The following is a 21,596-nucleotide window of genomic DNA, read 5'->3' as shown; positions in this document are numbered from 1 at the left end:
ACCCGACATGGACGTGTTCTCCCGAACGTTCCTCCCGGCGGCGGCCGAGACCGGCCTGGCCACCCAGACCGCCACCCGCCACATGCCGGTGTTCCGGCGCTGCGTCGGCTCCGGCGACGCCACCATCCTGGTCACCAGGTGCAGCCGTCCGGAGCATCCGGTCGGCGGCGAATACCTCATGCTGCTCACCCATCGCCGGCTGGTGGTGACCCGGCAGACCCGGTTGCTGCACCGGCTGCGCCTGCACCTCAACACCGAGCTGCGGGAGCTCAGCAACGTCACCTGGAGCCCGGACCCACGGGCGCACCGCGTGGAGCTGGCGGCCACCGCCATCGACGGCGTACGCGAACGTTTCCTCATCCGGACCCACCACCCGAAGGGGGTGTGGCAGCTCGACGCGCTGCTCCACCACGCCTTCCGGACCCGGCTGCGTACCCCGGCGGAACGCCTGGTCGCCACCATCGGTGACTGGCCGGCCAGCCCTCGGCCGGTCGTGTTCCGTCCGGCGTCGGCCCGCTGACGTTCTCCTTACCGAACCCGAACATCTCCCGGACCTTCCCGGCGGCCACCGGTCGGTCATCATGGGCCGGTGACCGCCGACACCGCGCAGCGCGGGCTCGTCCTCGTGGTGGAGGACGAGCCGTCCATCGCCGACCTGGTCCGGCTCTACCTGACCCGGGACGGCTTCGGCGTACACCTGGAACGGGACGGCACGGCCGGGCTGGCCGCCGCGCGGCGGCTGCGCCCGGTGGCCTGCGTGCTCGACATCGCGCTGCCCGGCCTGGCCGGCACCGAGATCTGCCGGCGGCTGCGCGCGGCCGGTGACTGGACGCCTGTCATCTTCCTCACCGCCCGCGACGACGAGGTGGACCGCGTGGTCGGCCTGGAGCTGGGCGCGGACGACTACGTCACCAAGCCGTTCAGCCCGCGTGAGCTGGTCGCCCGGGTCCGCGCGGTGCTGCGCCGCAGCGCCGGCACGCCGGCCACCGCCGAACAGCCGCGGGTGCTCGGCCCGGTCACGCTCGACCCGGCCCGCCGGGCGGTGACCGTCGGCGGAGCGCCGGTGCAGCTCACCTCCACCGAGTTCGACCTGCTCGCCCACCTGATGGCCCGCCCCGGGCGGGTGTTCACCCGGGAGGAGCTGCTGGCCGGCGTCTGGGGATACGCGGCGCACGCCGGCACCCGGACCGTGGACGTGCACGTGGCACAGGTCCGGGCGAAGCTCGGCCCGGCCAGCGTGATCCGCACCCACCGCGGCGTCGGGTACGCGGCCGATGCCTGACCAGCCCACCATGGCGCTGCCGGTGATCCGGACCGGGCCCGCCGCACCGCCCGCCCGCCGTTGGCCGGGCCACACGCTCACCGCCCGCGCGGTGCTCGTCACCTGTGCGGTGGCGCTGGTGTCGGTGCTGGTCACCGCGCTGGTGGCGGTGCCGTTGGCGGTACGCGGCGCGGAACGCCGGGACCAGGACGCGCTGGCCGCCCAGGCCCGGCTCGCCGCCGACGTGCTGCGCGTCCGCGCGGTACGCCAGCGCGACAGCGCCGGGGACCGGCTCATCCGGCAGCTCCGCCAGCAGCAGATCGACGTGTACCTGGTCCGCGACGGCCGGGCCGACCGGAGTGGCCTGCCCGCGCCGCTGGTCGCCCGGGTCGCCGCCGGCGGCAACGTCTCCGGCCGGCGACTCGTCGACGGGGAACGCCGGCTCGTCGAGGCACGGGCGCTGCCCGGCGGCGACGGGGTGGTGCTCACCCGCGCCGCCACCGCCGGCCCCTGGCGGCAGGTGCTGCGCGGGCTCTGGCTGCCGCTGCTCGCCGGGCTCGCCGCCGGGGCGGTCGCCGGACTGCTGCTGGCCCGCCGGCTGGCCCGACCGATCCGCGTCGCGGCCACCGCCGCCGCCCGACTCCGGGCCGGGGACCGGGCGGTCCGGGTGCCGGTCGAGCCGCCCGACGAGGTGGCCGACCTGGCGTACGCGCTCAACGGGCTGGCCGCCGCGCTGGCCACCAGCGAGGGCCGGCAACGTGAGTTCCTGCTCTCCGTCTCGCACGAGTTGCGGACGCCGCTCACCGCCATCCGGGGCTACGCCGAGGCGCTGGCCGACGGGGTGCTCGACGCGGACGCGGTGCCGGCGACCGGGCGTACCGTGCTGGCCGAGGCCGAGCACCTGGACCGGCTGGTCAGCGACCTGTTGGCGCTGGCCCGTTTGGAGGCGGCGGACTTCCCGCTGGAACCGGGGCGGGTGGACCTGACCCGGCTCGCCGCCGACGTGGAGCGCACCTGGTCGGACCGGTGCACGGCGGTCGGGGTGCCGTTCCGGGTGGAGACGCCGGGCGGGCCGGTGCCGGCGTACACCGATCCGGGCCGGATCCGGCAGGTGGTGGACGGGCTGCTGGAGAACGCGCTGCGGGTCGTACCCCCGGGGGCGCCGGTGGTGCTCGCGGTCCGGCCCGCCGGCGCGGACCCGGCGGCCGGCGGGGTCCTGGAGGTCCGCGACGGCGGGCCCGGCTTCACCGACGACGACCTGGCGGTGGCGTTCGAGCGGGGTGCGCTGCACCAGCGCTACCGGGGGGTGCGCAAGGTCGGCAGCGGGCTGGGGTTGGCGCTCGCCGCCGGGCTGGTGCGCCGGCTGGGCGGCGACATCGCCGCCGGGCACGCGCCGGAGGGCGGCGCGGCGTTCACGGTCCGGCTGCCCGGAGATCCTTACCTGGCTCGAACATCGGCCTGACGGTCCGCTCGCGCCGGTGCGGAACGCTGACGTCACCACCGACGAGAGGAACACCGATGGCACGTCAGCGAATCGTCACCGGAGCCACCGCGCTGCTCACCGCCGCGGCGCTCGGCCTCGCCGGGTGCGGCGCGGCGCAGACCGGCGCCGACGCGGCCCGGGAGACCGCGGTCGAGGTGGCCGCCGCCATGGGCGCCGACGGGCAGGCTCTGGCCGCGCTCGGCGTCGACCCGGCCGACCTTGACGTCGATCCGGTCGCGGCGCCCGCCCCGTCGGCCTCCGGCACGCCGGCGGCGCAGGGCGGCTCCGGCACGCCGGGCGAGCAGGCCGGGCCGGACCGCAAGGGGGACCGGGCGCAGGACTGGCGCAAGCGGCACCGGGCCCGGGTGCTGCTGCGCAAGAACCGGCTGCACGGCGAGGTCGTGGTGCAGACCAAGGAGAACGGGACGAAGACGGTAGCCGTCCAGCGCGGTGCGGTGACCGCGGTCGACGCGAAGTCGATGACCGTGAAGTCCACCGACGGCTTCACCATGACCTGGACGTTCGGCGAGAAGCTGCGGGTGGTCGAGCGCCGCGCGACGATCCAGGCGAACGAGATCAAGGTCGGTACGACGGTCGGCGTGGCCGGCGCCAAGGAGGGGGACAAGGGGGTCGCCCGGCTGGTCGTGGTGCCGCTCCGCCAGGAGTAAGGTGGGCGGGCTGTCGTGACCTCAGGAATCTGCCAGGCTACGCTATGCCCCGACCTGCCGTCACCTCCATGGAGAACCCGTGAAGCTTTCGATCCTCATGCCGGTCTACAACGAGGAAGAACGCATCGCGGACGCCCTCAAGCAGGCGTTGGCGGTGGACTACCCGTGCGAGATCGAGCTGGTCGTCGTGGACGACGGCAGCCGGGACGGCACCGGCGAGGTGCTCGGCCGGGTGGACGACGCCCGGCTGCGGGTGATCACCCACCCGCGCAACGCCGGCAAGGGCGCGGCCATCAAGACCGCCGTCGACAACGCCGAGGGTGAATACATGGTCATCCTCGACGCCGACCTGGAGTACGACCCGCAGGACATTCCGCGCCTGCTGCAGCCGGTGCTCGACGGGCACGCCACGGTGGTCTACGGCAATCGCACGTTCGGCAGCCACAGCTCCTACAGCTTCTGGTACGTGATGGGCAACAAGGGCGTCACGCTGGCGGCCAACGTGCTCTACAACTCCTACATCGGCGACCTGGAGACCTGCTTCAAGCTGATGCCGCTGGCGCTCTACCGCTCGCTCCAGGTGCGCTCCCGGGGCTTCGGCATGGAGGCCGAGGTCACCGGCAAGCTGCTCCGCCAGCGCATCCGCCCCTACGAGGTGCCGATCAGCTACCGCGCCCGGGGCCGCGAAGAGGGCAAGAAGATCACCTGGAAGGACGGCGTCGAGGCGATCTGGATCCTGGCCCGCGAGCGGGCCCGCCGCCGCCCGGTCGGTCCCGCCGCCGCGCGCTGACCCGACGCACCGGAACCCCGCACCCCGGCGGTGCGGGGTTCCTTCGTGTCAGGCGCCGAGGAACGCGTCGACGGAACGGCGCAGCCCGGCCGCGTCCAGCCCGTGCCAGCGGTCGTGGTCCGCCGGTCCGCCGTAACGGCGCAGCTCCGCCCGGCCGACGCCGAGCGCGAGCAGCCGGTGCGGCCGGTCGGCCAGCGCGTCGGACACCACCCGGGTCGACGTGCCGGCCAGGTACGGCTCGACCAGGATCACCTCGCCGCCGGCCAGCGCCCGCAGCCCGGCCGTGTCGAACGGCCGGGGCCGGTGGGTGAACGCCACCGTGACCGGCCGGTCCGCCACCGCGTGCAGCGCCGCGTCCAGCACCGGCCCGACCGCCACCAGCAGCGGCGCGCCCGGCCCGGCGTCCCGGACCACCCGCAGGTCACCCGCCTCCGGGTACGCGGACGCGTTGCCCCGGGTGGACAGCCGCAGGTACGCCGGGTCGGTCCCGCACACCACGTCCCGCAGCAGCGGTCGCACCTCGTCCGGGTGACCCGGCACGTGCACGGTCCACCCGTCGAGCGTGTCGATCAGGCTCACGTCGGCCGGCGCGAGGTGGGTCCGACCGGCCGCCGCCCGGTCGTACGAGGCGCCGATGCTGACCAGCACCGCGCCGACCCCCTGGTGGTCGAGGTCCAGCTTGATCTGCTCGTACGCCCGCTCGACGAGGAACGGGGCGTAGCTGTGCACGATCGGCCGTTGGCCGGTCAACGCCAGCCCGCCGGCCACACCGATCATGAGCTGCTCCCGGATCCCGACGTTGACCACCCGGTCCGGGTGGCGGACGGCGGCCGGGGCGAACGCGGCGGCGGAGATGTCCGCCAGCACGAGCACGCTCCTCGGGTCCGCCAGCACCTCCTCGGTGCTGGTCACGAACGCGTCCCGCATGGTCATGGTCACTCCCCGTCGAGGACGGCCGCGACGACGACGTGCGGCCGGTGGTGGTCGTGCCCGGTCAGGGCGGCGTGCAGGGCGTCGTGGTCGTGGCCGTCCACGGTGGCGGCGGTCCACCCGTTGACGGTGAACCGGCTGGCGGCCCCACCCGGCCAGCCGTGCGTGGCGGAGCGGTTGTCCACCACGATCGCGGTCAGGTTGGCCAGGCCGGTCGCGCCGGCGTACGCGATCGCCTCGTGGTTGGCGCCCTCGTCCAGTTCGGCGTCGCCGAGCAGCACGTACACCCGGGGGTCGGGGCGGCCCTGGGCCCGTAGGCCGAGCGCGGTACCGACGCCCAGCCCGAGCCCGTGGCCGAGCGACCCGGAACCGATCTCCACGCCCGGCACCAGCGTCCGGTCCGGGTGGTCGCCGAGCCGGCTGGCCGGCCCGCCCTGGTCGTCCAGCCACTCGACCGGCACGAAGCCCCGCGCGGCGAGCAGCGCGTAGTAGCCGGCGACCGCGTGCCCCTTGGAGAGCAGGAACCGGTCCCGGTCGGGGTCGGCCACGGTCGCCGGGGTGATCCGGAGCACCCGGTCGTAGAGCACGTGGAGCACGTCCAGCGTCGAGTACACGTTCGCGCCGAACTCGCGGCCGGCACGGACCCGCTCCAGCAGCGCGGCCAGCTCGGTGGCGGTGGTCGTCGTCATGCCGATAGCCTCGAACCTCAACCGAACTTCACCTCAAGGTCCTGTGATGCACGAGGCAACGCTCACCATCGGCCAGCTCGCCGAGCGCAGCGGCGTGGCGCCCTCCGCGCTGCGCTACTACGAGCGGCTCGGCCTGATCCACGCCGTCCGCACCGGCGGCAACCAGCGCCGCTACGCCCGCACCGAGCTGCGTCGGGTGGCCTTCGTCCGGATCTCCCAGCAGGTCGGCGTCTCGCTGGACGAGATCCGGGCGGCGTTGGACTCGCTGCCCGCCGGCCGCACCCCCACCCCGGAGGACTGGGCGGCGCTCTCCCGGGGCTGGCGGGAGCGGCTGGACGAGCGGATCCGACTGCTCGGCAAGCTCCGCGACGACCTGGACGGCTGCATCGGCTGCGGCTGCCTGTCGTTGCAGCGCTGCACGCTCTACAACCCCGGCGACTCGCTGGCCGCCGAGGGCCCCGGCGCGCGCCTGGTGCTCCCGCGCGCCGACCCGGGCTGAGCGTCACCGCACCAGCAGCACCTTGCCCAGGTGGTCGCTCGTCTCCACCAGCCGGTGCGCGTCGGCGGCGTCCGCCATCCCCACCCGGGCGTGCACCACCGGCCGGACCCGGCCGGCCGCCACCAGCGGCCACACCTGATCGCGTACGCCCCGGACGATCGCCGCCTTCTCGGCGAGCGGGCGGGAACGCAGCGCGGTGGCGTGCACCGAGGCCCGCTTCGCCAGCAGCATCCCGAGGTCGAGTTCGCCCTTGCGCCCGCCCTGCATGCCGATCACCACGAGCCGGCCGCCGGTCGCCAGGGCCGCCACGTTCCGCGGCAGGTAGGACGCGCCCATGATGTCCAGGATCACGTCCGCGCCGCGCCCGTCGGTGACCCGGCGGACCTCCTCGACGAAGTCCTGCTCCCGGTAGTCGACGGTGTGCGCGGCACCCAGCTCGCGCAGCCGCTCGTGCTTGGCCGCCCGCGCGGTCGCCACCACCGTCGCGCCCAGCGCCACCCCGAGCTGGATCGCGAACGTGCCGATGCCGCTGCCGCCACCGTGCACCAGCAGCGTGTCCCCCTCGGCCAGCCTGGCCAGGTCCACCACGTTCGACCACACCGTGCAGGCCACCTCCGGCAGCGCGGCGGCGTCGACCAGGTCCACCCCGTCCGGCACCGGCAGCAACTGCCCGGCCGGCACGGCGACCTGCTCGGCGTACCCGCCGCCGGTCAGCAGCGCGCAGACCTCCTGGCCCACCGACCAGCCGGTCACGTCGGGGCCGAGCGCGCGGACCGTCCCCGAGCACTCCAACCCGGGGTACGCGGACGCGCCCGGCGGCGGCGGGTAGTGCCCCTGCCGTTGCAGCAGGTCGGCCCGGTTGACGGCGCTGGCCCGCACCTCGACGACCACCTCACCGGGGCCGGGTTCGGGGTCGGGGACCTCCGCCCAGACGAGTGCCTCGGGTCCGCCGGGTTCAGTGATCGTGACAGCGCGCATGGCTCAGTCTTACCCGATGCGCCGTTCGTGGCAGACTAGGCGCGGTCGCGTACCTCTCGGGGGCGCGCCGGGAGGGTTCGCCTAGTGGCCGATGGCGCTGGTCTTGAAAACCGGTAAGGCAGCGATGTCTTCGTGGGTTCGAATCCCACACCCTCCGCCGCCGTAAACGCCCGCAGCGGGGTAAGAAGGGGCGCAGAAACATTTCGCGCACCCGGAAGGACCCGTTTCGATGACCCTGGAACGACCGATCGCCCCGGACCCGTACGAGCTGCTGCCGACCGTGCCGTCGTTCGACCTGACCAGCGACGACGTGCACAACGGCGAGCCGATGGACGCGCGGTACGCGCACGGCAGCGCCGGTGGTGGGAACGTCTCCCCGCACCTGTCCTGGTCGGGCTTCCCGGCGGAGACGAAGAGCTTCGTGGTCACCTGTTTCGACCCGGACGCGCCGACCGGCAGCGGGTTCTGGCACTGGGTGCTGGTGAACGTGCCCGCCTCGGTCACCGAGCTGCCGGCCGCGTTGCGCGAGGCCGACCTCGGTGGCGCGTTCAGCATCCGCAACGACTACGGCGACACCGGCTACGGCGGTGCCGCGCCGCCGCCGGGGGACCGTCCGCACCGGTACGTCTTCGCGGTGCACGCGGTCGACGTGGAGGGCCTGGACGTGGGCAAGGAGGCGAGCCCGGCCTTCGTCGGCTTCAACCTCGCGTTCCACACCCTGGCCCGCGCGGTGATCCGCCCCACGTACCAGGTCAAGGACTGAGGTGTAAGGCGGGGCCCCTTCTTAACAGTTGTTGTTAAGAAGGGGCCCCGCCTCTACCGAAAGCGTTAAGCGGGGGCCCCGCCTCACACCCGGGCCACGGCGAAGACGGACTGGCCGAACGGGGGGCGGACGCGCTGCTCGGCGGCCTTGGTGGCGGGCAGCACCAGCGTGTCGTACACCTTCACCATCGGGCCCTCCTTCGGCATCAGCCGGAAGACCTTGGTGGCCATGAAGTAGCCGATCAGGCCGAGCGCGTTCGCGTAGTGGATCTTCTCCACGGTGAGGCCGGCGTCGGTCATCGCGGTGGCGAGCGTCTTCTTGGTGTAGCGCCGCACGTGGCCGGTCGCGATGTCGGCGGGGCCCATGGCGAACTGGAACGCCGGCACGATGATGATCACTGCGCCGCCGGGTCGGACCAGGTCGCGCATGCTGCGCAGCGCGCCCACGTGGTCGTCGATGTGCTCCAGCACGTTGTACGACACGGCGGCGCTGTAGTCGCCCCGTTCGGTGTGCGGCAACAGCATCTGCCGGACCTCGACGCCGGGGTGTTCGGACAGCCGCTCCTTGAGCTTGACCAGCCGGTCCGGGTCGGCCTCGGTGGCCGTGATGCGGGGGATGTGCTCGGACCAGGCGAGTGCGTAGTCGCCGAGGCCGCTGCCGATCTCGATGGGGTTGTCACCGAGGTAGGGCACAGCCAGTTCGACGAACCACCGCCGGTGGTTGACCGCCGTGGCCAGGCCTTCGAGCACCTCCGCCTGGACGCGCTGATCCCCAGTGATTTCTGCCATGCGTCGATTCCTCACGATATGACTGACCCGCGCCTGGACCGTTCAGAGTCAACCATCTGAATGGCCGGCGGGAAAATCGGGGCACCGCGCTGGCCGAATTGCGGTCGGGTGGGGCACGTGATCGGCGGTCGGCGAACCCGGCACATAGTACGCGAGTCCTCGGAATATGTCACCTGGCCGTCATACAATGACTACGCTCTGAAATGTCATGACTACTCCCCAGCCGGGCGTGGACCCGCGACGAGGACGGTGGACCGACGCCCTCGCCGTGCTCAGCTTCGTGCTGCTCGCGCTCTGGGTGACCGCCCGGCTCTGGATCGATCCGGCCAACGGCGTGCGGGACAATCGCACCGATCAGGCGCAGTTCGAATGGATGATGGCACACGGTGCGCGTGTGGTCACTCATTTCGCCTATCCGTTCACCTCGGACCGGATGAATGTGCCGGACGTCGTCAATCTCATGGGGAACACGTCCGTATTATCCGTTTCCTTGCCCCTGTCGCCGATAACGGTGTGGTTCGGGCCGCGATGGTCGTTCCTCGTTTTTCTCACGCTCGGGCTGGCCGCCACCGGCGCCGCCTGGTATTTCCTGCTCTCCCGCGTGGTCGTCGGCGCCCGGGGGCCGGCCTGGCTGGGCGCCGGCTTCTGCGCGTTCGCGCCGGCCATGGTGTCGCACGCGAACGCCCATCCCAACATCGTCAGCCAGTTCGTGGTGCCGCTGATCGTCTGGCGGACGCTCCGGCTGGCGCAGCCCGGCCGCTGGCTGCGCAACGGGTTGCTGCTCGGCCTGGTGATCGTCTGGCAGGCGTTCCTCAACCTGGAGATCCTGCTGATGACCGCGCTCGGCCTGGGCGGCGTGGTGCTGGCGCTGGTGCTCGGCCGGCCCGCGCTCCGGTCGGCGGCCCGGCCGTTCGCCGCCGGGCTCGGGGTGGCCGCCGTCGTGGCCGGGGCGCTGCTGGCGTACCCGCTGCACGTGCAGTTCGCCGGCCCCGGCGCGTACTCCGGGCTCTCCACCCTGATCCGGGGCTACTCCACCGACCTCGCCGCCTACCTGGCCTGGGCCCGCGAGTCGGTGGCCGGCGACGCCCGGGGCAGCGCGCCGCTGGTCAAGAACGCCACCGAGGAGAACGCGTTCTTCGGCTGGCCGCTCGTGGTGCTTGTGGTCGCGCTGGTCTGGTGGCTGCGCCGGGACGCGCTGGTGCTCGGGCTGGCCGCGGTCGGCGTGGGGTTCGGTCTCTTCTCACTCGGCCGGGAGATCCGGTTCGACGGGCGGGAGACCGGCATCCCCGGGCCGTGGGCCGCGCTGGAGAACCTGCCGGTCCTGCACGCGGTGGTGCCCACCCGCTGGTCGCTCGCGCTCACCCCGATCATCGGCGTGCTGCTCGCGCTCGGCGTCGAACGGGTCCGCCGGCTGGCCCACCGGCACCCGGCCGCCCGGGGACAGCTCCGGTTCGCCACCGGCACCGTGCTCGCCATGGCGCTGCTGCCGATCCTGCCCACCCCGCTGCCCGCGACGCGGCTGGACCCGACCCCGGCGTTCGTCACCTCCGGGGCGTGGCGGCCCTACGTGGCGGGTGGGCGGAGCATCGTCACGCTCCCGCTGCCCGACACCACCTACGCGGTCCCGCTGCGCTGGTCCGCCGAGACCCGGCTGGACATGCCGCTGGCCCGGGGCTACTTCCTCTATCCGGACACCCGACCGGGCGCCGACCGGGTCGCGCTCTTCACCGCGCCGCCGCGCCCCACCAGCACGTTCTTCGAGACGGTACGGCGTACCGACGCGGTGCCGCCGATCACTCCGCAGGACCGGGTGGACGCCGTGGACGACCTGCGGCACTGGCGGGCCGGGGCGGTGATCCTCGACCCCCGGCTGCGGCCGGCCGAGTCGCTGCGCCGGGCGATGACCGAGCTGACCGGGATCACCCCGACGCGTACCGGCGGGGTCTGGCTGTGGGACGTGCGCCCGCTCGTCGACTGACCCGAGTCGGAGCGCTGACCGGCGACGCGACGATGACGGGGGGCCGCGGCGGTCAGCGGACGCAGCAGCCCTGGCAGACCTTCGGCCGGGGCAGCGTGAAGGCCAGGCAGCAGGTGCGCCGCTGCACGGTCGGCTCGCCGGTCGGGCCGGGCACCAGTTCGACCAGATCGGCCAGGTCGAGCGCGTCGAGCAGCGTGCCGACGGCCGCCACGCTCGGGCCGGGCAGCGCGTCCGCCGCGCGCAGGATGCCGTGCGCGATGCCGGAGGCCACCGAGCCGAGCAGCGTACGGGTGCCGATCCGGACCTCGCGCTGGATGGCGGTGATCAGCGGGGCGAAGTGCGCGTCGAGCAGCGTCGCGCGCAGCGCGCCGAGCAGTGCCGCCTCGTCGGCGACGACCCGGACGCCCGGCGCGCCGGCCAGCGCCAACGGGTCGCCGGGCAGCACGGCCACCGGGGTGGAGCCGCGCAGCCCCAGCGTGAGCAACTGGTGGTGGTCCTCGAAGTGCACCAGCACGTCGGCGGGATCGAGCAGCGGCACCCGCCGCGCCGAGGCCCAGCCGAGCACGGCCGGCAGCGCGGTCCAGTAGCTGTAGGACTTCCAGGCGAGCGCGGCGCAGGCGTGCGGGGTGCCGCCCCAGCGCCGGCCGGCGGCGGCCAGGAAGCCGGGGAGCAGGGTGCCGTCGATCAGGCGGGTGGCCGGGGCCCAGCGGTCCAGCTCGTCGCGGACCAGCAGGCCGGGCGCGAGACCGGGCAGGTCGTCGGTGCCGAACATGGCGCGCAGCGTCGCGGTGACCGGGGCGAACGGGGTGGCGACGTCGCGCCCCGGCATCACCGCAGTCACCTGGCCGTCCCCCGTCCGGTAGCCCGTCGGCCGGCGCGTGCCGTCGACCGAAGCTAAGGCTAGCCTAACCACACTCCTGGACGGAGGGAAAGTGGCACCACGGGCTTGATGGGGAGGTCCCGGTCACTCCGTCGCCGTCGTGTACTACCCGGCGGGGTGGGCGGAAAACGCCGGCCGGAGGGCTCGCCGGGCCGCGCAAGCATCGACGCCTGCCGCTGAATTGTCAAGGTGACTGTCGAATACGAGGCAGTTTCCGTACACGTTCGGCCACGAAACGTGAAGATGGTCTTCCCGCGTACGAGGAAGCTGATGACCTCACCGATCGAGCGTGCCGCCGAGTCCTTCGCGGTCGAGCTCGCCCGGCACCGCACCGGCCGAGGGCTGTCCAAGAAGCAGCTGGCGACGCTGATGGGCTTCGACCCGTCCTACGTCAGCCACGTCGAAGGGCGCCGGCACCGGCCCACCGAGGACTTCGCCCGCCGGGCCGAGGCCGTCCTGGAGGCCAGCGGCGCGATCTGGCAGCGCTTCCGGGAGTACGACGAGCTGCGGCACAGCCGGGCCACCGGGACGCACCGCGATCCACCCGTCCCCGGCCAGTGGCTGCCCCCCGGCACCGGCCTGGTGGTGGAACGCGAGGTCGCCACGCTCACCCACACCGGCGACGGCTACCACTGCACGATCCGGCGGGAGCTGTACAACGCCGGCACCGAACCGGTCACCCGCTACCTGGTCCGGGTCGCCGTCGACCGCTACCCGAACGACCCGGGCCGCTCCAACCGGCACCACCGCGAGCACCCGCTCACGTTCGCCGAGCTGCAACTCGCCGCGTACCGGGACGACGGCAGCGGACGCGAGCCGATGCACTGGCGGGCCAAGCACGACCGGGACGCGTTCAAGGAGATCTGGCTGCTCTTCGAGAACGACGAGGGCCGCTTCCCGCTCTACCCGGGCGACCGGGTCACCATCGAGTACGCCTACCGCGTCGGACGGGACAAGTGGGGCCCCTGGTTCCAGCGCGCCGTACGCCTGCCCACCCGGCACCTCGCGGTGCGCCTCGACCTGCCGGCGGACCTCGACCCCAAGGTGTGGGGCGCGGAGACCTCGCTGTCGGCGGAGGAGGGCCCGCTGCGGACCCCGATCCAGCAGACCCGGGAGGCCGCCCGGGTGATCTACGAGTGGGGGACCGACGACCCGCCGCTGAACGCCCGCTACCGGATGCAGTGGCGGTTCCGCAGCCCCGCGCCGGACACCGAACCGGACAGCACGCCCGCCGGGGAGACCCGGGTGCGCGCCAGCGACCGGATGCGCGCCGTCGGCATCGTGCAACGCGGCGACGACCTGCTCCGGCAGCCCGCCCGCCAGTTCGAACTGCCGGCCGAGGAACGGCACGCCCGGCAGGTGGTCGACCGGCTCGCCGGCATGCTGGCCCGCCTGGACGAGCTGCACCCGTTCAGTAAGGGCGTCGGCCTGGCCGCGCCGCAACTCGGGATCGGCTGGGCCGCCGCGCTGGTCCGCCCCGCCGACCGGGCGGCCGAACCGGTCGTGCTGCTCAACCCCCGGGTGGTGGACGCCACCACCGAGACCGACGAGCAGTACGAAGGCTGCCTCTCCTTCTTCGACCACCGTGGCCTGGTGCCCCGGCCGCTGCGGATCGACGTGGAACACGCCCAGTGGGACGGCAGCCGCGTCATCACGTCCTTCGAGTACGCGATGGCGCGCCTGGTCGCGCACGAGATCGACCACCTGGAGGGGCGGCTCTACGTCGACCGGATGGCACCCGGCGTGCCCCTGGTGCCGGTGGAGGAGTACCGCGAGACCGGCACCCCCTGGCGCTACTGAGAAGGGCTCCGGCACGCGGGCTGGTTGCCGCCTGGCCCGCGTACCGGGAACCGGGGGGCCGGGTCGCGTGCCCCAGGGGGCGGGGGCACGCGACCCGGCTTGGGGGGAGGAGGGTCTACAGGGTGCCGAACGTGTCGTAACGGATGTGGTCCGGCGGGACGTCGTCGGCGGCGAGCGCCCGCAGGGTCGCCCGGACCATGGCGGCCGAGCCGGAGACGTAACAGTCGTGCGTGGTCCAGGGGCCGTACCGGGTGACCACCTCGGAGACGTCGCCGAGTTCACCGGCGAAGTCCGGGTCGGCGCTGCACGCCGGCGTCACCGACAGCCAGGGATACGCCGTCACCAGCTCCTGGAGGCCGGGCAGCCCGTACAGCTCGTCCGGGTGGCCGGCGCCGTAGAAGACGTGCACCCAGCGGGTGCGGTTGACCCGGGTCAGCTCCTCCACCAGCGCCTTGATCGGGGCCAGCCCCACCCCGCCGGCCACGCAGAGGATGTCCCGGGTGGAGTCCGGGTCCAGCGTCATCGAGCCCATCGGCGCGGCCAGCCGCAGCAGGTCACCCGGCCTGGTCCGGCGCACCAGCGCACCGGACACCCAACCGGCGGCCCCGGCCGGCGTACGGACGTGGAACTCCAGCACGTTCTCCTCGTTCGGGGCGTTCGCCACCGAGTACGTCCGCCACGTACGCGGCAGGTAGCGGGGCACCTCCACGCTGACGTACTGGCCGGCCTGCCAGCTCAGCGGCGCCTGGAGCGCCCGTACGGTCAGCACCGCGGTGTCCGGGCCGTGCCGTTCGTGCGTCAGCACCTCCGCGTGCCAGAACGGCGGACTCCCGTCGGCCTCCGCGCCGGCGAGCATCCGCTCACTGATGCTCGCGTACGCGTCCCGCCACGCCTGGTCGTACTCCAGGCTCCAGCCGTCCCCGGCGACGGTGCGCAGGCCGTCCAGCAGCGCGACGCCCAGCGTCGCGTAGTGGTCCGCCGTGACGTGGTACTTCCGGTGGTCCCGGCCCAGCCCGCGCAGGTACTCGTCGAACGCCTCCGGGTCGTCCGCCGTCTGGGCGGCCGTCACGATCGCCTCCAGCAGTCGGTCGCGCTGCCCGCTCATCTGCACCGGGAAGAGCTTGCGCAGCTCCGGGTCGAGCAGGAACATCCGGGCGTAGAAGTGGCCGCAGAGCCGCTCCCCGTGCTCCTCGACCAGGGCCCAGCTCTCCTTCAACAGCCGCGCGACGTTCTCCACAGGGGCACGCTCCTTCTCCGGGCGGGCGGATCGGCCCGGATAGAATGTCCACGCAGCGTGTATGTCGGTCGCACACAATGTGCGACCGGCTCATTTGCCCGGCGAAGTGGTTTCATGGTCCGGTGACGGTTGACGAGCCGGCCCGGCCGGTCTCCCGCCGGGTGCTGGGCACCGAGACGCTGCTCGTGCTCGGCCTCTCCCTCGGCCAGTCGGCCGTGTACGCGCTGGTCTCGCTGATCGCGAAGCTGACCGCGTCGGGCGGGTTGTCGAAGCAGACCGCCGCGCTGAACACGTCCACCTCGGCCCGGCCGTACCTCGACCTCACGTACCAACTGCTCGGGATCGTCTTCGCGCTGCTGCCGGTGCTGCTCGCCGTACACCTGCTGGCGCGTGACCCCGGCGACCCGGCGCGGACGCTCGGGGTCGACCTGACCCGGCCCGGTGCGGACCTGGCCCGGGGCGCGGGCCTGGCCGCGCTCATCGGCCTGCCCGGGCTGGCGCTGTTCTGGGCGGCGGCCCAGCTCGGGGTGAACGCCACGCTGGTGCCGGCCGCGCTGCCGGACCTGTGGTGGGCGGTGCCGGTGCTGATCCTCGCCGCCGTGCAGAACGCCGTGCTGGAGGAGGTGATCGTGGTCGGCTACCTGATCACCCGGCTGCGGCAGCTCACCTGGCGGCTCGGCGCGGTCGTCGCCACCAGCGCCGTGCTGCGCGGCTCCTACCACCTCTACCAGGGCTTCGGCGCGTTCCTCGGCAACGCGGTGATGGGCGTGATCTTCGGGCTGTTCTACCTGCGCACCCGCCGGGTGGCCCCGCTGATCGTCGCGCACACGCTGCTCGACGTGGTCGCCTTCGTCGGCTACGCGCTGCTGCCGAGATCCTGGTTCGACTGGCTCTGACCGGCGCGCCGGTACCGGGCGACCGCCCGGGCGGCGACCCGCTCCGCCGCGGCCGTACCGCCGATCGCCGCCGCCAGCACCGCCGCGCCCGGCAACAACCGCGCCGCCAGTCGCAACCCGAGCCAGCCGCCCGCCTGCGCCGCCACCGGCGTGGCCAGCCGCCAGGCCGCCTCGGCGGTCCGGCCCCACGGCCCGTCCGCCGGGACGTCCGCCGCCCGGGCCGCCGCCAGCGCCGCCCGCGCGGCCCCGTCGTCCGGGTGTACCGATGTCAGCACCAGCAGCTCGGCCGCGCGGTCCGGATGCGCCGGGTCCCGCCCGTAGGCGGCCGCCACGTGCAGCACCAGGTTCGCCTGCGTCCAGAGCACCGCGGCCAGCTCCGCGGCCGGCGCGAACACCCCGGCCCCCGCCGCCAGCGCACCACCCGTACCGGCCATCCGGACGAACCGCCGGGTCGCCAGCCGGGCCACCCCGTCCGCGTCCGCCGCCGGATAGGCCGACCGGACCTGCTCCACCCAGCTCCGGGCCCGCGGCCCGAGCGCGTCCACCGCGGCCAGGGCCAGCAGCTCCGGCGCGAACCCGGGGTGGTCGCGCAGGCGCGGCCCCACCGCCCGCCAGCCCGCCACCGGGGTACGCGTGTCCGCCGCGTCCGGTGCGCCGGCCACCTCCGCGCCCGACCGCTGCCGTCCGGCCGGTTCCTGGTCGTGCTGCCTCCGCTCGGGCTGTTCGGGTGCGGTCGGTTCGGGTGCGGTCGGCTGGTGCTCGGCGGGCTCGGGTGGAGCCGGCTGGTGCTCGGCCGGCTCGGGTGTGGTCGGCTCGTGTTCGGCGGGCGCCGGAGTGGTGGCGCGCTTCGCGGGGCTGGTCTTCGCCGCCGGGGCGGTCTTCGTGCTCCGTCGGGCCCGGACCGGCCGCGGGGCGGCCCCGGCCGCGTCCACCGCCGTGTCGGACGTGCCCGACGGGGACCGGTCCGTCGGGTCCGGCGCGGTGAACTCCGGTGCGACGGTCGTCTTCCGGCTGGTGGCGGGCGCCTTCCGAGCGGTCGGCGCGGCCTTCTTCGCGGCCTTCTCGGCGGGGGCGCGACGCGCCCGCTTCGGGGCCGCCCCGCCCACGGGAGTGGCAGTGCCGGGCGGCGTGTCGTCCGGCCCCCCTTCGGCCGGTTCCGGCGTACGCACCGCCACGTCGGATGCCGACATCGGGTCGGCCGTCCCGGGTGCCGTGGGGAGATCGGCCGTGGCCGGGTCAGCGGGAGGCGTACCCGAACCGGAGGTCTCCGGTGCGGCCGGTTCGCCGGCCGACGGCCCCGGACCGGTCGTGGCCGGCTCGGCGGCCAATCGCGGACGCGGGGCCGGCGGGACGTCGGCGGCCGTCGTCGGTGGCTGGAAGAGGACGCTCGGCGCGGCCCCGCGCGCCCGCCTGCGGGGCGGCGTGTCGTTCGTCTCGTCCCCCAAGTCCGCCGACGGCGGTTCCGGGGTCGGTGGCGGGCTGAAGGTCGGTCGGGGGGAGCGGCTCCGCCGGGCCTTGGCGGGGGGCTCGCGACGGGGCGGATCGCTCGGCGGCTGCTCCTGCATATCGATGGAGCGTAGTCGTGGACGTGACCTGGCACACGGCGACGACGCGGCGCGTTCGGCGGGGTGCCGGTATCCGCTTTGCCCCCGACGGGTGTGGACCTGTATTCTCGGGCGCGGTGACCTCCGGGCCACCGAGGAGACTTCGCCTAGTCTGGTCTATGGCGCCGCACTGCTAATGCGGTTGGGGTCTTAAAGCCCCTCCCGGGTTCGAATCCCGGAGTCTCCGCGCGAAAGCCGGTTGTGTAGACTGGCCGAGCACCAGGCGCCCGTAGCTCAATGGATAGAGCATCTGACTACGGATCAGAAGGTTAGGGGTTCGAGTCCCTTCGGGCGCACAAGATCAGGAGGGGTCTGACCTGCCGGAACGGCGGTCAGGCCCCTCCTTCTGTCTGTCCCTTGTGGTCGGTTGGGTGCTCGGTGGGTGCTCGTGCGACGAGCGTCCCTCGCGTCCGGTCCCGTCCGGTGGGCGGTTGTGGCGTCCGCCTGGATTTTGATCATGACTGGCTGAGCTGCGCGCATGGCCGCGCTGACGCCGCCGGTGCGCCGGTCCGCCGCAGCCACACAACTGATGCCCGTGCTGCGCCCCTGGGTACCCGCCCCGGTCGAGTGCCACTCCAGACGGTGGCGTGGTGTTGCGAGCCCGCGACGCGGCGGCAGCGCTTGGTGGTCAGGGGCGGAGAAAGTTGTCGCAGATGATCGCGATGCGCCTGTCGGCCGGGTGCCGTGGGGCTGGTTTTTGGCCAGGTAGTAGGCAGCGAATAGGTGCCGGACGCCGTGCGGGCGGGTGTAGGTCGCGCGGCGGTGTGCCCGCGGTTCGCGGTCGGGGTCCTTACGCTTACCGCCGCGTTCGGCCCACTGGCGGCCACGGTGGGGCTGGAGGTTGAGCGGCCCGAACTCGTCCAGGCAGAACACGATCTCGGGTTCGACCCGCTCGGGCAGGACCTCGCCGCCCGCGATGGCGTAGAGGTGCTCGACGCGGGCCTTTTGACCGCGTAGTCGGGGTCACGGGAGGTCTTCCAGGTCTTCACGCGTTGAAAGGTGACGCCTTCTTCGCGGGGCAGGATGCGCAGGCAACCCTCGTGGCTGATGTCGTTGACCACCCCCTCGACGACCATAGAGTTGGCCAGCTTGACCAGGCTCCAGGTCGAGAACGGCAGGCCCTGCTCGACCGGCCTGGACTTGGCGATTTGGTTGACACAATCTTGCGTCAGAAGCGGAAGCCGAAGAGTCCACCCTCATCAAAGCTGTCGGTGAGCCGTTGTTCGAGGACGTGGCCGGCCGGATCGAAGCCGCGGCGTACGGCTTTGTCAAGTTCGTCGGAGTTCAGCGTGACGATGTACTGGAGCCCTTCCTGACGACTCACTTCGGCTGCGAGGGTGAGGGCGCGGGCGAGTTGGCGTTCGTCGACGCCGTCATAGAGGTGGCTGTCGTGGACGAAGAAGTCCGGTGCTCGCCCGCTTCGGTGCGCTAGGACGGCGACGGTCAGGTCGAAGCAGAAGATGACCATGTTGCCGATGCCGCCGCTGTTGTCGCTCGCGATGTGTGTCTCGATCTTCAGGCTGGCTTCGCCTGGACCGATACGGAGGTACGCCTCGCGGTTGGCGCCGTAGAGGGCCTGGGCGTACTGGGCGAACAGGACGACCGCATCGTTGACGATGGGTCGCCGCTCTTCGATGTCGGTCTCCACCTCCTGTTGCAGGCTGACGCGCTGTTGTTTAATCTCACGACGGTTCGATTCGAGCGCCTGCGCTGCGTCGAAGCGGTGTCGGAGGGCTCCGAGCTGTGCCTGTTCCTGGGCGAGGATCTGTTGAAGGGTGGTCAGTGCGTCGAGCGCGCCGCCCTCGTTGAGGGTGCGCAAGGTTGCAGCGAGGCGGTCACCGAGTTGTTCTCGCTCGGCCTCGCGTTCGTGGAGACGTGATTTGATCGCCGAGGCCTCTTCATCCAGGTATTGGCGCCGGTTGCGGACAACGGATCCGTGGAACGCCCGTACGTCGTCGAAACTTCGGCGCACCTGGTCGCCGAGCACCACGCCGAGTTCTGCGTAGGCCGTCTCGAGGTAGGCGAGATCGGGATCTATGGTTTCGTCGACGGCCCGTTCCAGGTCGGCGAGGTTGCGCCGGTCGATGACGTCGTCGTTGCGGAGCTGGCGGATTCGCTGGTCGGTCTGGTCGGCTTGGGCGCGGAGGTTGTCGTACTCCGGAACCACTCGGAAGTTCTCGATCCGTCGTTGGATCTCCGCGACGCGGTGTTCTGCGATGGCGATCTGACCTCGGAGCTCTGCGGTCTGACCGATGATTCGTCCGAGTACCGGGTCGGAGGCGGCTTTACGGAGCTGCTTGCTGACGGCTTCGCGGGCCTGTAGCTCGCGGTAGCGATCGGCAAGCCGCCAGTCCAGCCCGAGTAGGTATGCCAGCGACGTGGCCGCTTCAGCGTTCGCTTGGCGGGCGAAGCTGCGGGTGGCCTCGTTGAAGGCGTGCGATCCGACTCTGCGCATGAGGAAGCTGAAGAGGCTACGGCCGGTGATGCCCGCGTGCTCGGCAGGAAGGTTGAAGAGATCTCTTTCGATCAGTGTCTGCCACTCGGGCAGCGTGACCTGACCGTCGCCGAAATCAAGTTGGTCCGAGCCGACACCCGAAGGCAAGGGCCGTAGGCGGATGGCGCCGGCATTCGCTCCAGTGCGTTCGACGGTCAGCTCTTCGAGCAGGCCGGGCCAGTCCAGGCTCAGCGCGAACGTTGTCTGCCGAAGCCTCGGGTGAGCCGGCAAGGAGTTCTTGTCCGCGCTGCTGCCCAGCAGGAAGTGCAACAGCTCGATCATGCTGGACTTGCCGGCACTGTTACGGCTGTCGGTCTCGGCCGAAGCGCCGGTGGTATCCGCGACCAGGATGTTGAGGCCAGGGTGAAAAGTCAGGGCCTTGAAACGTGGATCATCGGCGGTCAAGTGCCGCAGCATCTGCCCTCCTCCTGACCAGGAGTTCGTTGTCCAGTTCGACAACTCCGAGGGCATACAATAGATCAAGAGCTAGCACAAACCACCAGAAAGGTACCGGGGCGTGGTGATCATGACTGCGACGCCATTCCCGCAGTCTCGCCCATGCCTGGCTCACCGTGAGCGGCCCGTCAATGACCTCCAGGATCTGGGCGCCCACGGCGATGAGCGAACGCTGCGGCGTGATGCCCTTGGTTGGGATGATCATGTCAGCGAAGGTTCCCGGGCTGGCGGAGTCCAACCGGTTGGCGGCTCCGCGAGGATGTCGCAGGTCTCGAAGAAGTAAGCCAAGACAACGGAGAGGGCTCTCGCGCTCGCGCGGTCGAGATGGCGGTTGCCCGCTACGTACTTTTCGAGCTCGTAGATGACGTCGGCCGCTGCCGGGTAGAGCGTCGCGATGTCGCGGTAGTAGGCGTTGAAGTCGGCTGCCACCTCGTCTCGCTCGGTGACGTCCGTGAGCCCCTGGTAGTACTCCTCGACGAGGTGAGTGTGGAGCATCCCGCGGCGGAGCATCTCCCGATCATCCTCGTCGAGCTGGTTATAGTCCATCTTCAGCGCAGACACCTCACGCGGCGACTGCTGTCCGTTGGTCTGCCGCCGGCGTTCGACGAGATGATCCAGGAGGGGCTTGAGGTCTTCCAAGCCCACGCCGTAGACGACGTCCTCTACCGGGATGGGAGCGGCGAAGACCTCTTCGATCTGATACTTCACTAGCCGAAACAGCTCGCCAAGCAGCTGACGTGGCCCTAGGGTCTCGAACGCCAGCGGGGCGTGACTGCGGCGCGCTTGCGCCAGCAGTTGGGTGATCTCCGGGTGCAGTCCGCGCCGCGGGTCGTTATAGACAAAAACGAACGTCTGGAACTCACCCGCTCGTTTCGCCAGCGCGCCGGTCAGGTCTCCGGTGAACTTCTTCTTCACGTCTCGGGCGCTGTCCGCGTCAAAGGTCTCGGGCGCATAGCAGGCGTACAACTTACCGTCGTATAGGCGCAGGCCGTCCGACGAGAGGTCGCCGATGTTCCCGTGGGTTCGCACCTCGACGAAGTCGCTGTAGCGGGCGGTCATGATGCGGATGAAGAAGTCCTCGAACGCTAATCCGTTCAGCTCTGCCATCCGATCGCGGAACATGGTCTTTACGAACATGCGCTCCGTGAAGCTGAGGACCTCCACCAACACCTCCAGTCAGCCGGCCCGCACCGAACGTATCCGGTCGGTGCGGATGGGTAAATGACCAGAACGGCCGATGGCTTCCGAGCAGTGTTGCGTCGGGCGACGCCGTGTAGCGAACGACTTCTTTGACGTGTGTCCACGACGCAGCCGGTCGGCGAACCCGGATCGATGCCTCGCACCCGCGCCGGTGCCGCGACGGCGCGTCCGTGTCGCGAGTAGGTCACGGTGGGCGTGCCTG

General features: G+C 72.2%; 21 protein-coding genes and 3 tRNA genes. 14 read left to right on the top strand and 10 right to left on the bottom strand.

Features of this window, described 5'->3' with window-relative positions; all coding sequences use genetic code 11:
• Positions 1–7 precede the first annotated feature (7 nt).
• The 5 genes from ACLQ2W_RS01345 to ACLQ2W_RS01325 all read left to right on the top strand — a co-directional run bounded on the left by ACLQ2W_RS01345 (position 8) and on the right by ACLQ2W_RS01325 (position 4,202).
• Entirely contained in the window at positions 8–520 is a 513-nt protein-coding gene (locus ACLQ2W_RS01345) for a hypothetical protein (protein WP_425784927.1), read from the top strand.
• 69 nt (positions 521–589) lie between these two features.
• Positions 590–1,282, top strand: a complete 693-nt coding sequence (locus ACLQ2W_RS01340) for a response regulator transcription factor (protein ID WP_107156506.1) — start codon at positions 590–592, stop codon at positions 1,280–1,282.
• A complete protein-coding gene (locus ACLQ2W_RS01335) occupies positions 1,275–2,723 on the top strand; it encodes a sensor histidine kinase (RefSeq protein WP_425784926.1) in 1,449 nt (482 codons plus the stop codon). The genes ACLQ2W_RS01340 and ACLQ2W_RS01335 overlap by 8 nt, the downstream gene beginning before the upstream one ends.
• Positions 2,724–2,779: 56 nt before the next feature.
• Complete coding sequence (locus tag ACLQ2W_RS01330; RefSeq protein WP_425784925.1) at positions 2,780–3,412, top strand: hypothetical protein; 633 nt, start codon at positions 2,780–2,782, stop codon at positions 3,410–3,412.
• A gap of 79 nt (positions 3,413–3,491) precedes the next feature.
• Positions 3,492–4,202 (top strand): glycosyltransferase family 2 protein, encoded by a 711-nt coding sequence (locus ACLQ2W_RS01325; protein WP_425784924.1) that lies wholly within the window; start codon positions 3,492–3,494, stop codon positions 4,200–4,202.
• A 48-nt stretch (positions 4,203–4,250) separates the two neighbouring features.
• Here the strand turns inward: ACLQ2W_RS01325 and ACLQ2W_RS01320 are convergent, their stop codons facing one another.
• Both ACLQ2W_RS01320 and ACLQ2W_RS01315 read right to left on the bottom strand, forming a co-directional pair.
• Positions 4,251–5,129: a transketolase family protein gene (locus ACLQ2W_RS01320; RefSeq protein ID WP_425785986.1), complete on the bottom strand. Its 879-nt coding sequence runs from the start codon at positions 5,127–5,129 to the stop codon at positions 4,251–4,253.
• An 8-nt stretch (positions 5,130–5,137) separates the two neighbouring features.
• A complete protein-coding gene (locus ACLQ2W_RS01315; protein ID WP_425784923.1) occupies positions 5,138–5,821 on the bottom strand; it encodes a transketolase in 684 nt (227 codons plus the stop codon).
• Positions 5,822–5,867: 46 nt separating this feature from the next.
• On the opposite strand from ACLQ2W_RS01315, the gene soxR reads away from it, so the two are divergent.
• Positions 5,868–6,320, top strand: a complete 453-nt coding sequence (gene soxR / locus ACLQ2W_RS01310) for a redox-sensitive transcriptional activator SoxR (RefSeq protein WP_425784922.1) — start codon at positions 5,868–5,870, stop codon at positions 6,318–6,320.
• 3 nt (positions 6,321–6,323) lie between these two features.
• Here soxR and ACLQ2W_RS01305 read toward each other — a convergent pair whose 3' ends face one another.
• Positions 6,324–7,298, bottom strand: coding sequence for an NAD(P)H-quinone oxidoreductase (locus tag ACLQ2W_RS01305; RefSeq protein ID WP_425784921.1), 975 nt, complete (start codon positions 7,296–7,298; stop codon positions 6,324–6,326).
• 70 nt (positions 7,299–7,368) lie between these two features.
• Between ACLQ2W_RS01305 and ACLQ2W_RS01300 the strand changes: the two genes are divergently transcribed.
• Positions 7,369–7,455 (top strand) — tRNA-Ser (locus ACLQ2W_RS01300).
• Between the two features lie 72 nt (positions 7,456–7,527).
• Complete coding sequence (locus tag ACLQ2W_RS01295) at positions 7,528–8,061, top strand: YbhB/YbcL family Raf kinase inhibitor-like protein (protein ID WP_425784920.1); 534 nt, start codon at positions 7,528–7,530, stop codon at positions 8,059–8,061.
• 83 nt (positions 8,062–8,144) lie between these two features.
• Here ACLQ2W_RS01295 and ACLQ2W_RS01290 read toward each other — a convergent pair whose 3' ends face one another.
• Entirely contained in the window at positions 8,145–8,849 is a 705-nt protein-coding gene (locus ACLQ2W_RS01290; protein ID WP_425784919.1) for a class I SAM-dependent methyltransferase, read from the bottom strand.
• Positions 8,850–9,057: 208 nt separating this feature from the next.
• On the opposite strand from ACLQ2W_RS01290, the gene ACLQ2W_RS01285 reads away from it, so the two are divergent.
• The gene (locus tag ACLQ2W_RS01285) at positions 9,058–10,827 is read left to right on the top strand and encodes a hypothetical protein (RefSeq protein ID WP_425784918.1); all 1,770 of its coding nucleotides are present in this window, start codon (positions 9,058–9,060) and stop codon (positions 10,825–10,827) included.
• Positions 10,828–10,879: 52 nt separating this feature from the next.
• Here the strand turns inward: ACLQ2W_RS01285 and ACLQ2W_RS01280 are convergent, their stop codons facing one another.
• The gene (locus ACLQ2W_RS01280; RefSeq protein ID WP_425785985.1) at positions 10,880–11,656 is read right to left on the bottom strand and encodes a hypothetical protein; all 777 of its coding nucleotides are present in this window, start codon (positions 11,654–11,656) and stop codon (positions 10,880–10,882) included.
• A 318-nt stretch (positions 11,657–11,974) separates the two neighbouring features.
• Between ACLQ2W_RS01280 and ACLQ2W_RS01275 the strand changes: the two genes are divergently transcribed.
• Positions 11,975–13,507, top strand: a complete 1,533-nt coding sequence (locus ACLQ2W_RS01275) for a peptide deformylase (RefSeq protein ID WP_425785984.1) — start codon at positions 11,975–11,977, stop codon at positions 13,505–13,507.
• Between the two features lie 115 nt (positions 13,508–13,622).
• Here the strand turns inward: ACLQ2W_RS01275 and ACLQ2W_RS01270 are convergent, their stop codons facing one another.
• A complete protein-coding gene (locus tag ACLQ2W_RS01270; protein ID WP_425784917.1) occupies positions 13,623–14,744 on the bottom strand; it encodes a globin domain-containing protein in 1,122 nt (373 codons plus the stop codon).
• A gap of 122 nt (positions 14,745–14,866) precedes the next feature.
• On the opposite strand from ACLQ2W_RS01270, the gene ACLQ2W_RS01265 reads away from it, so the two are divergent.
• Positions 14,867–15,640: a CPBP family intramembrane glutamic endopeptidase gene (locus ACLQ2W_RS01265; protein WP_281934165.1), complete on the top strand. Its 774-nt coding sequence runs from the start codon at positions 14,867–14,869 to the stop codon at positions 15,638–15,640.
• Here the strand turns inward: ACLQ2W_RS01265 and ACLQ2W_RS01260 are convergent.
• The gene (locus tag ACLQ2W_RS01260) at positions 15,601–16,830 is read right to left on the bottom strand and encodes a hypothetical protein (RefSeq protein ID WP_425784916.1); all 1,230 of its coding nucleotides are present in this window, start codon (positions 16,828–16,830) and stop codon (positions 15,601–15,603) included. The genes ACLQ2W_RS01265 and ACLQ2W_RS01260 overlap by 40 nt on opposite strands.
• Before the next feature lie 510 nt (positions 16,831–17,340).
• On the opposite strand from ACLQ2W_RS01260, the gene ACLQ2W_RS01255 reads away from it, so the two are divergent.
• The 3 genes from ACLQ2W_RS01255 (at position 17,341) to ACLQ2W_RS01245 (ending at position 18,201) form a co-directional block, all read left to right on the top strand.
• Positions 17,341–17,431, top strand: a tRNA-Ser gene (locus ACLQ2W_RS01255).
• A gap of 36 nt (positions 17,432–17,467) precedes the next feature.
• Positions 17,468–17,540, top strand: a tRNA-Arg gene (locus ACLQ2W_RS01250).
• A gap of 427 nt (positions 17,541–17,967) precedes the next feature.
• Positions 17,968–18,201, top strand: a complete 234-nt coding sequence (locus ACLQ2W_RS01245; protein ID WP_425784915.1) for a hypothetical protein — start codon at positions 17,968–17,970, stop codon at positions 18,199–18,201.
• A 211-nt stretch (positions 18,202–18,412) separates the two neighbouring features.
• Here the strand turns inward: ACLQ2W_RS01245 and ACLQ2W_RS01240 are convergent, their stop codons facing one another.
• Genes ACLQ2W_RS01240 through ACLQ2W_RS01230 form a run of 3 tightly spaced genes read right to left on the bottom strand, consistent with a single transcriptional unit; the run spans position 18,413 to position 21,358 of the window.
• Positions 18,413–20,155, bottom strand: a complete 1,743-nt coding sequence (locus ACLQ2W_RS01240; RefSeq protein WP_425784914.1) for an ABC-three component system protein — start codon at positions 20,153–20,155, stop codon at positions 18,413–18,415.
• The gene (locus ACLQ2W_RS01235; RefSeq protein WP_425784913.1) at positions 20,130–20,399 is read right to left on the bottom strand and encodes an ABC-three component system middle component 6; all 270 of its coding nucleotides are present in this window, start codon (positions 20,397–20,399) and stop codon (positions 20,130–20,132) included. Before ACLQ2W_RS01235 ends, ACLQ2W_RS01240 begins: the two co-directional genes overlap by 26 nt.
• A complete protein-coding gene (locus ACLQ2W_RS01230) occupies positions 20,396–21,358 on the bottom strand; it encodes an ABC-three component system protein (protein ID WP_425784912.1) in 963 nt (320 codons plus the stop codon). Before ACLQ2W_RS01230 ends, ACLQ2W_RS01235 begins: the two co-directional genes overlap by 4 nt.
• Between the last annotated feature and the right edge of the window lie 238 nt (positions 21,359–21,596).

It is taken from the genome of Micromonospora sp. DT227 (genome assembly GCF_049841835.1).
GTDB lineage: Bacteria > Actinomycetota > Actinomycetes > Mycobacteriales > Micromonosporaceae > Micromonospora.
The sequence above is the reverse complement of the archived record's forward strand: the minus strand, read 5'-3'. Positions and strand labels throughout refer to the sequence as shown.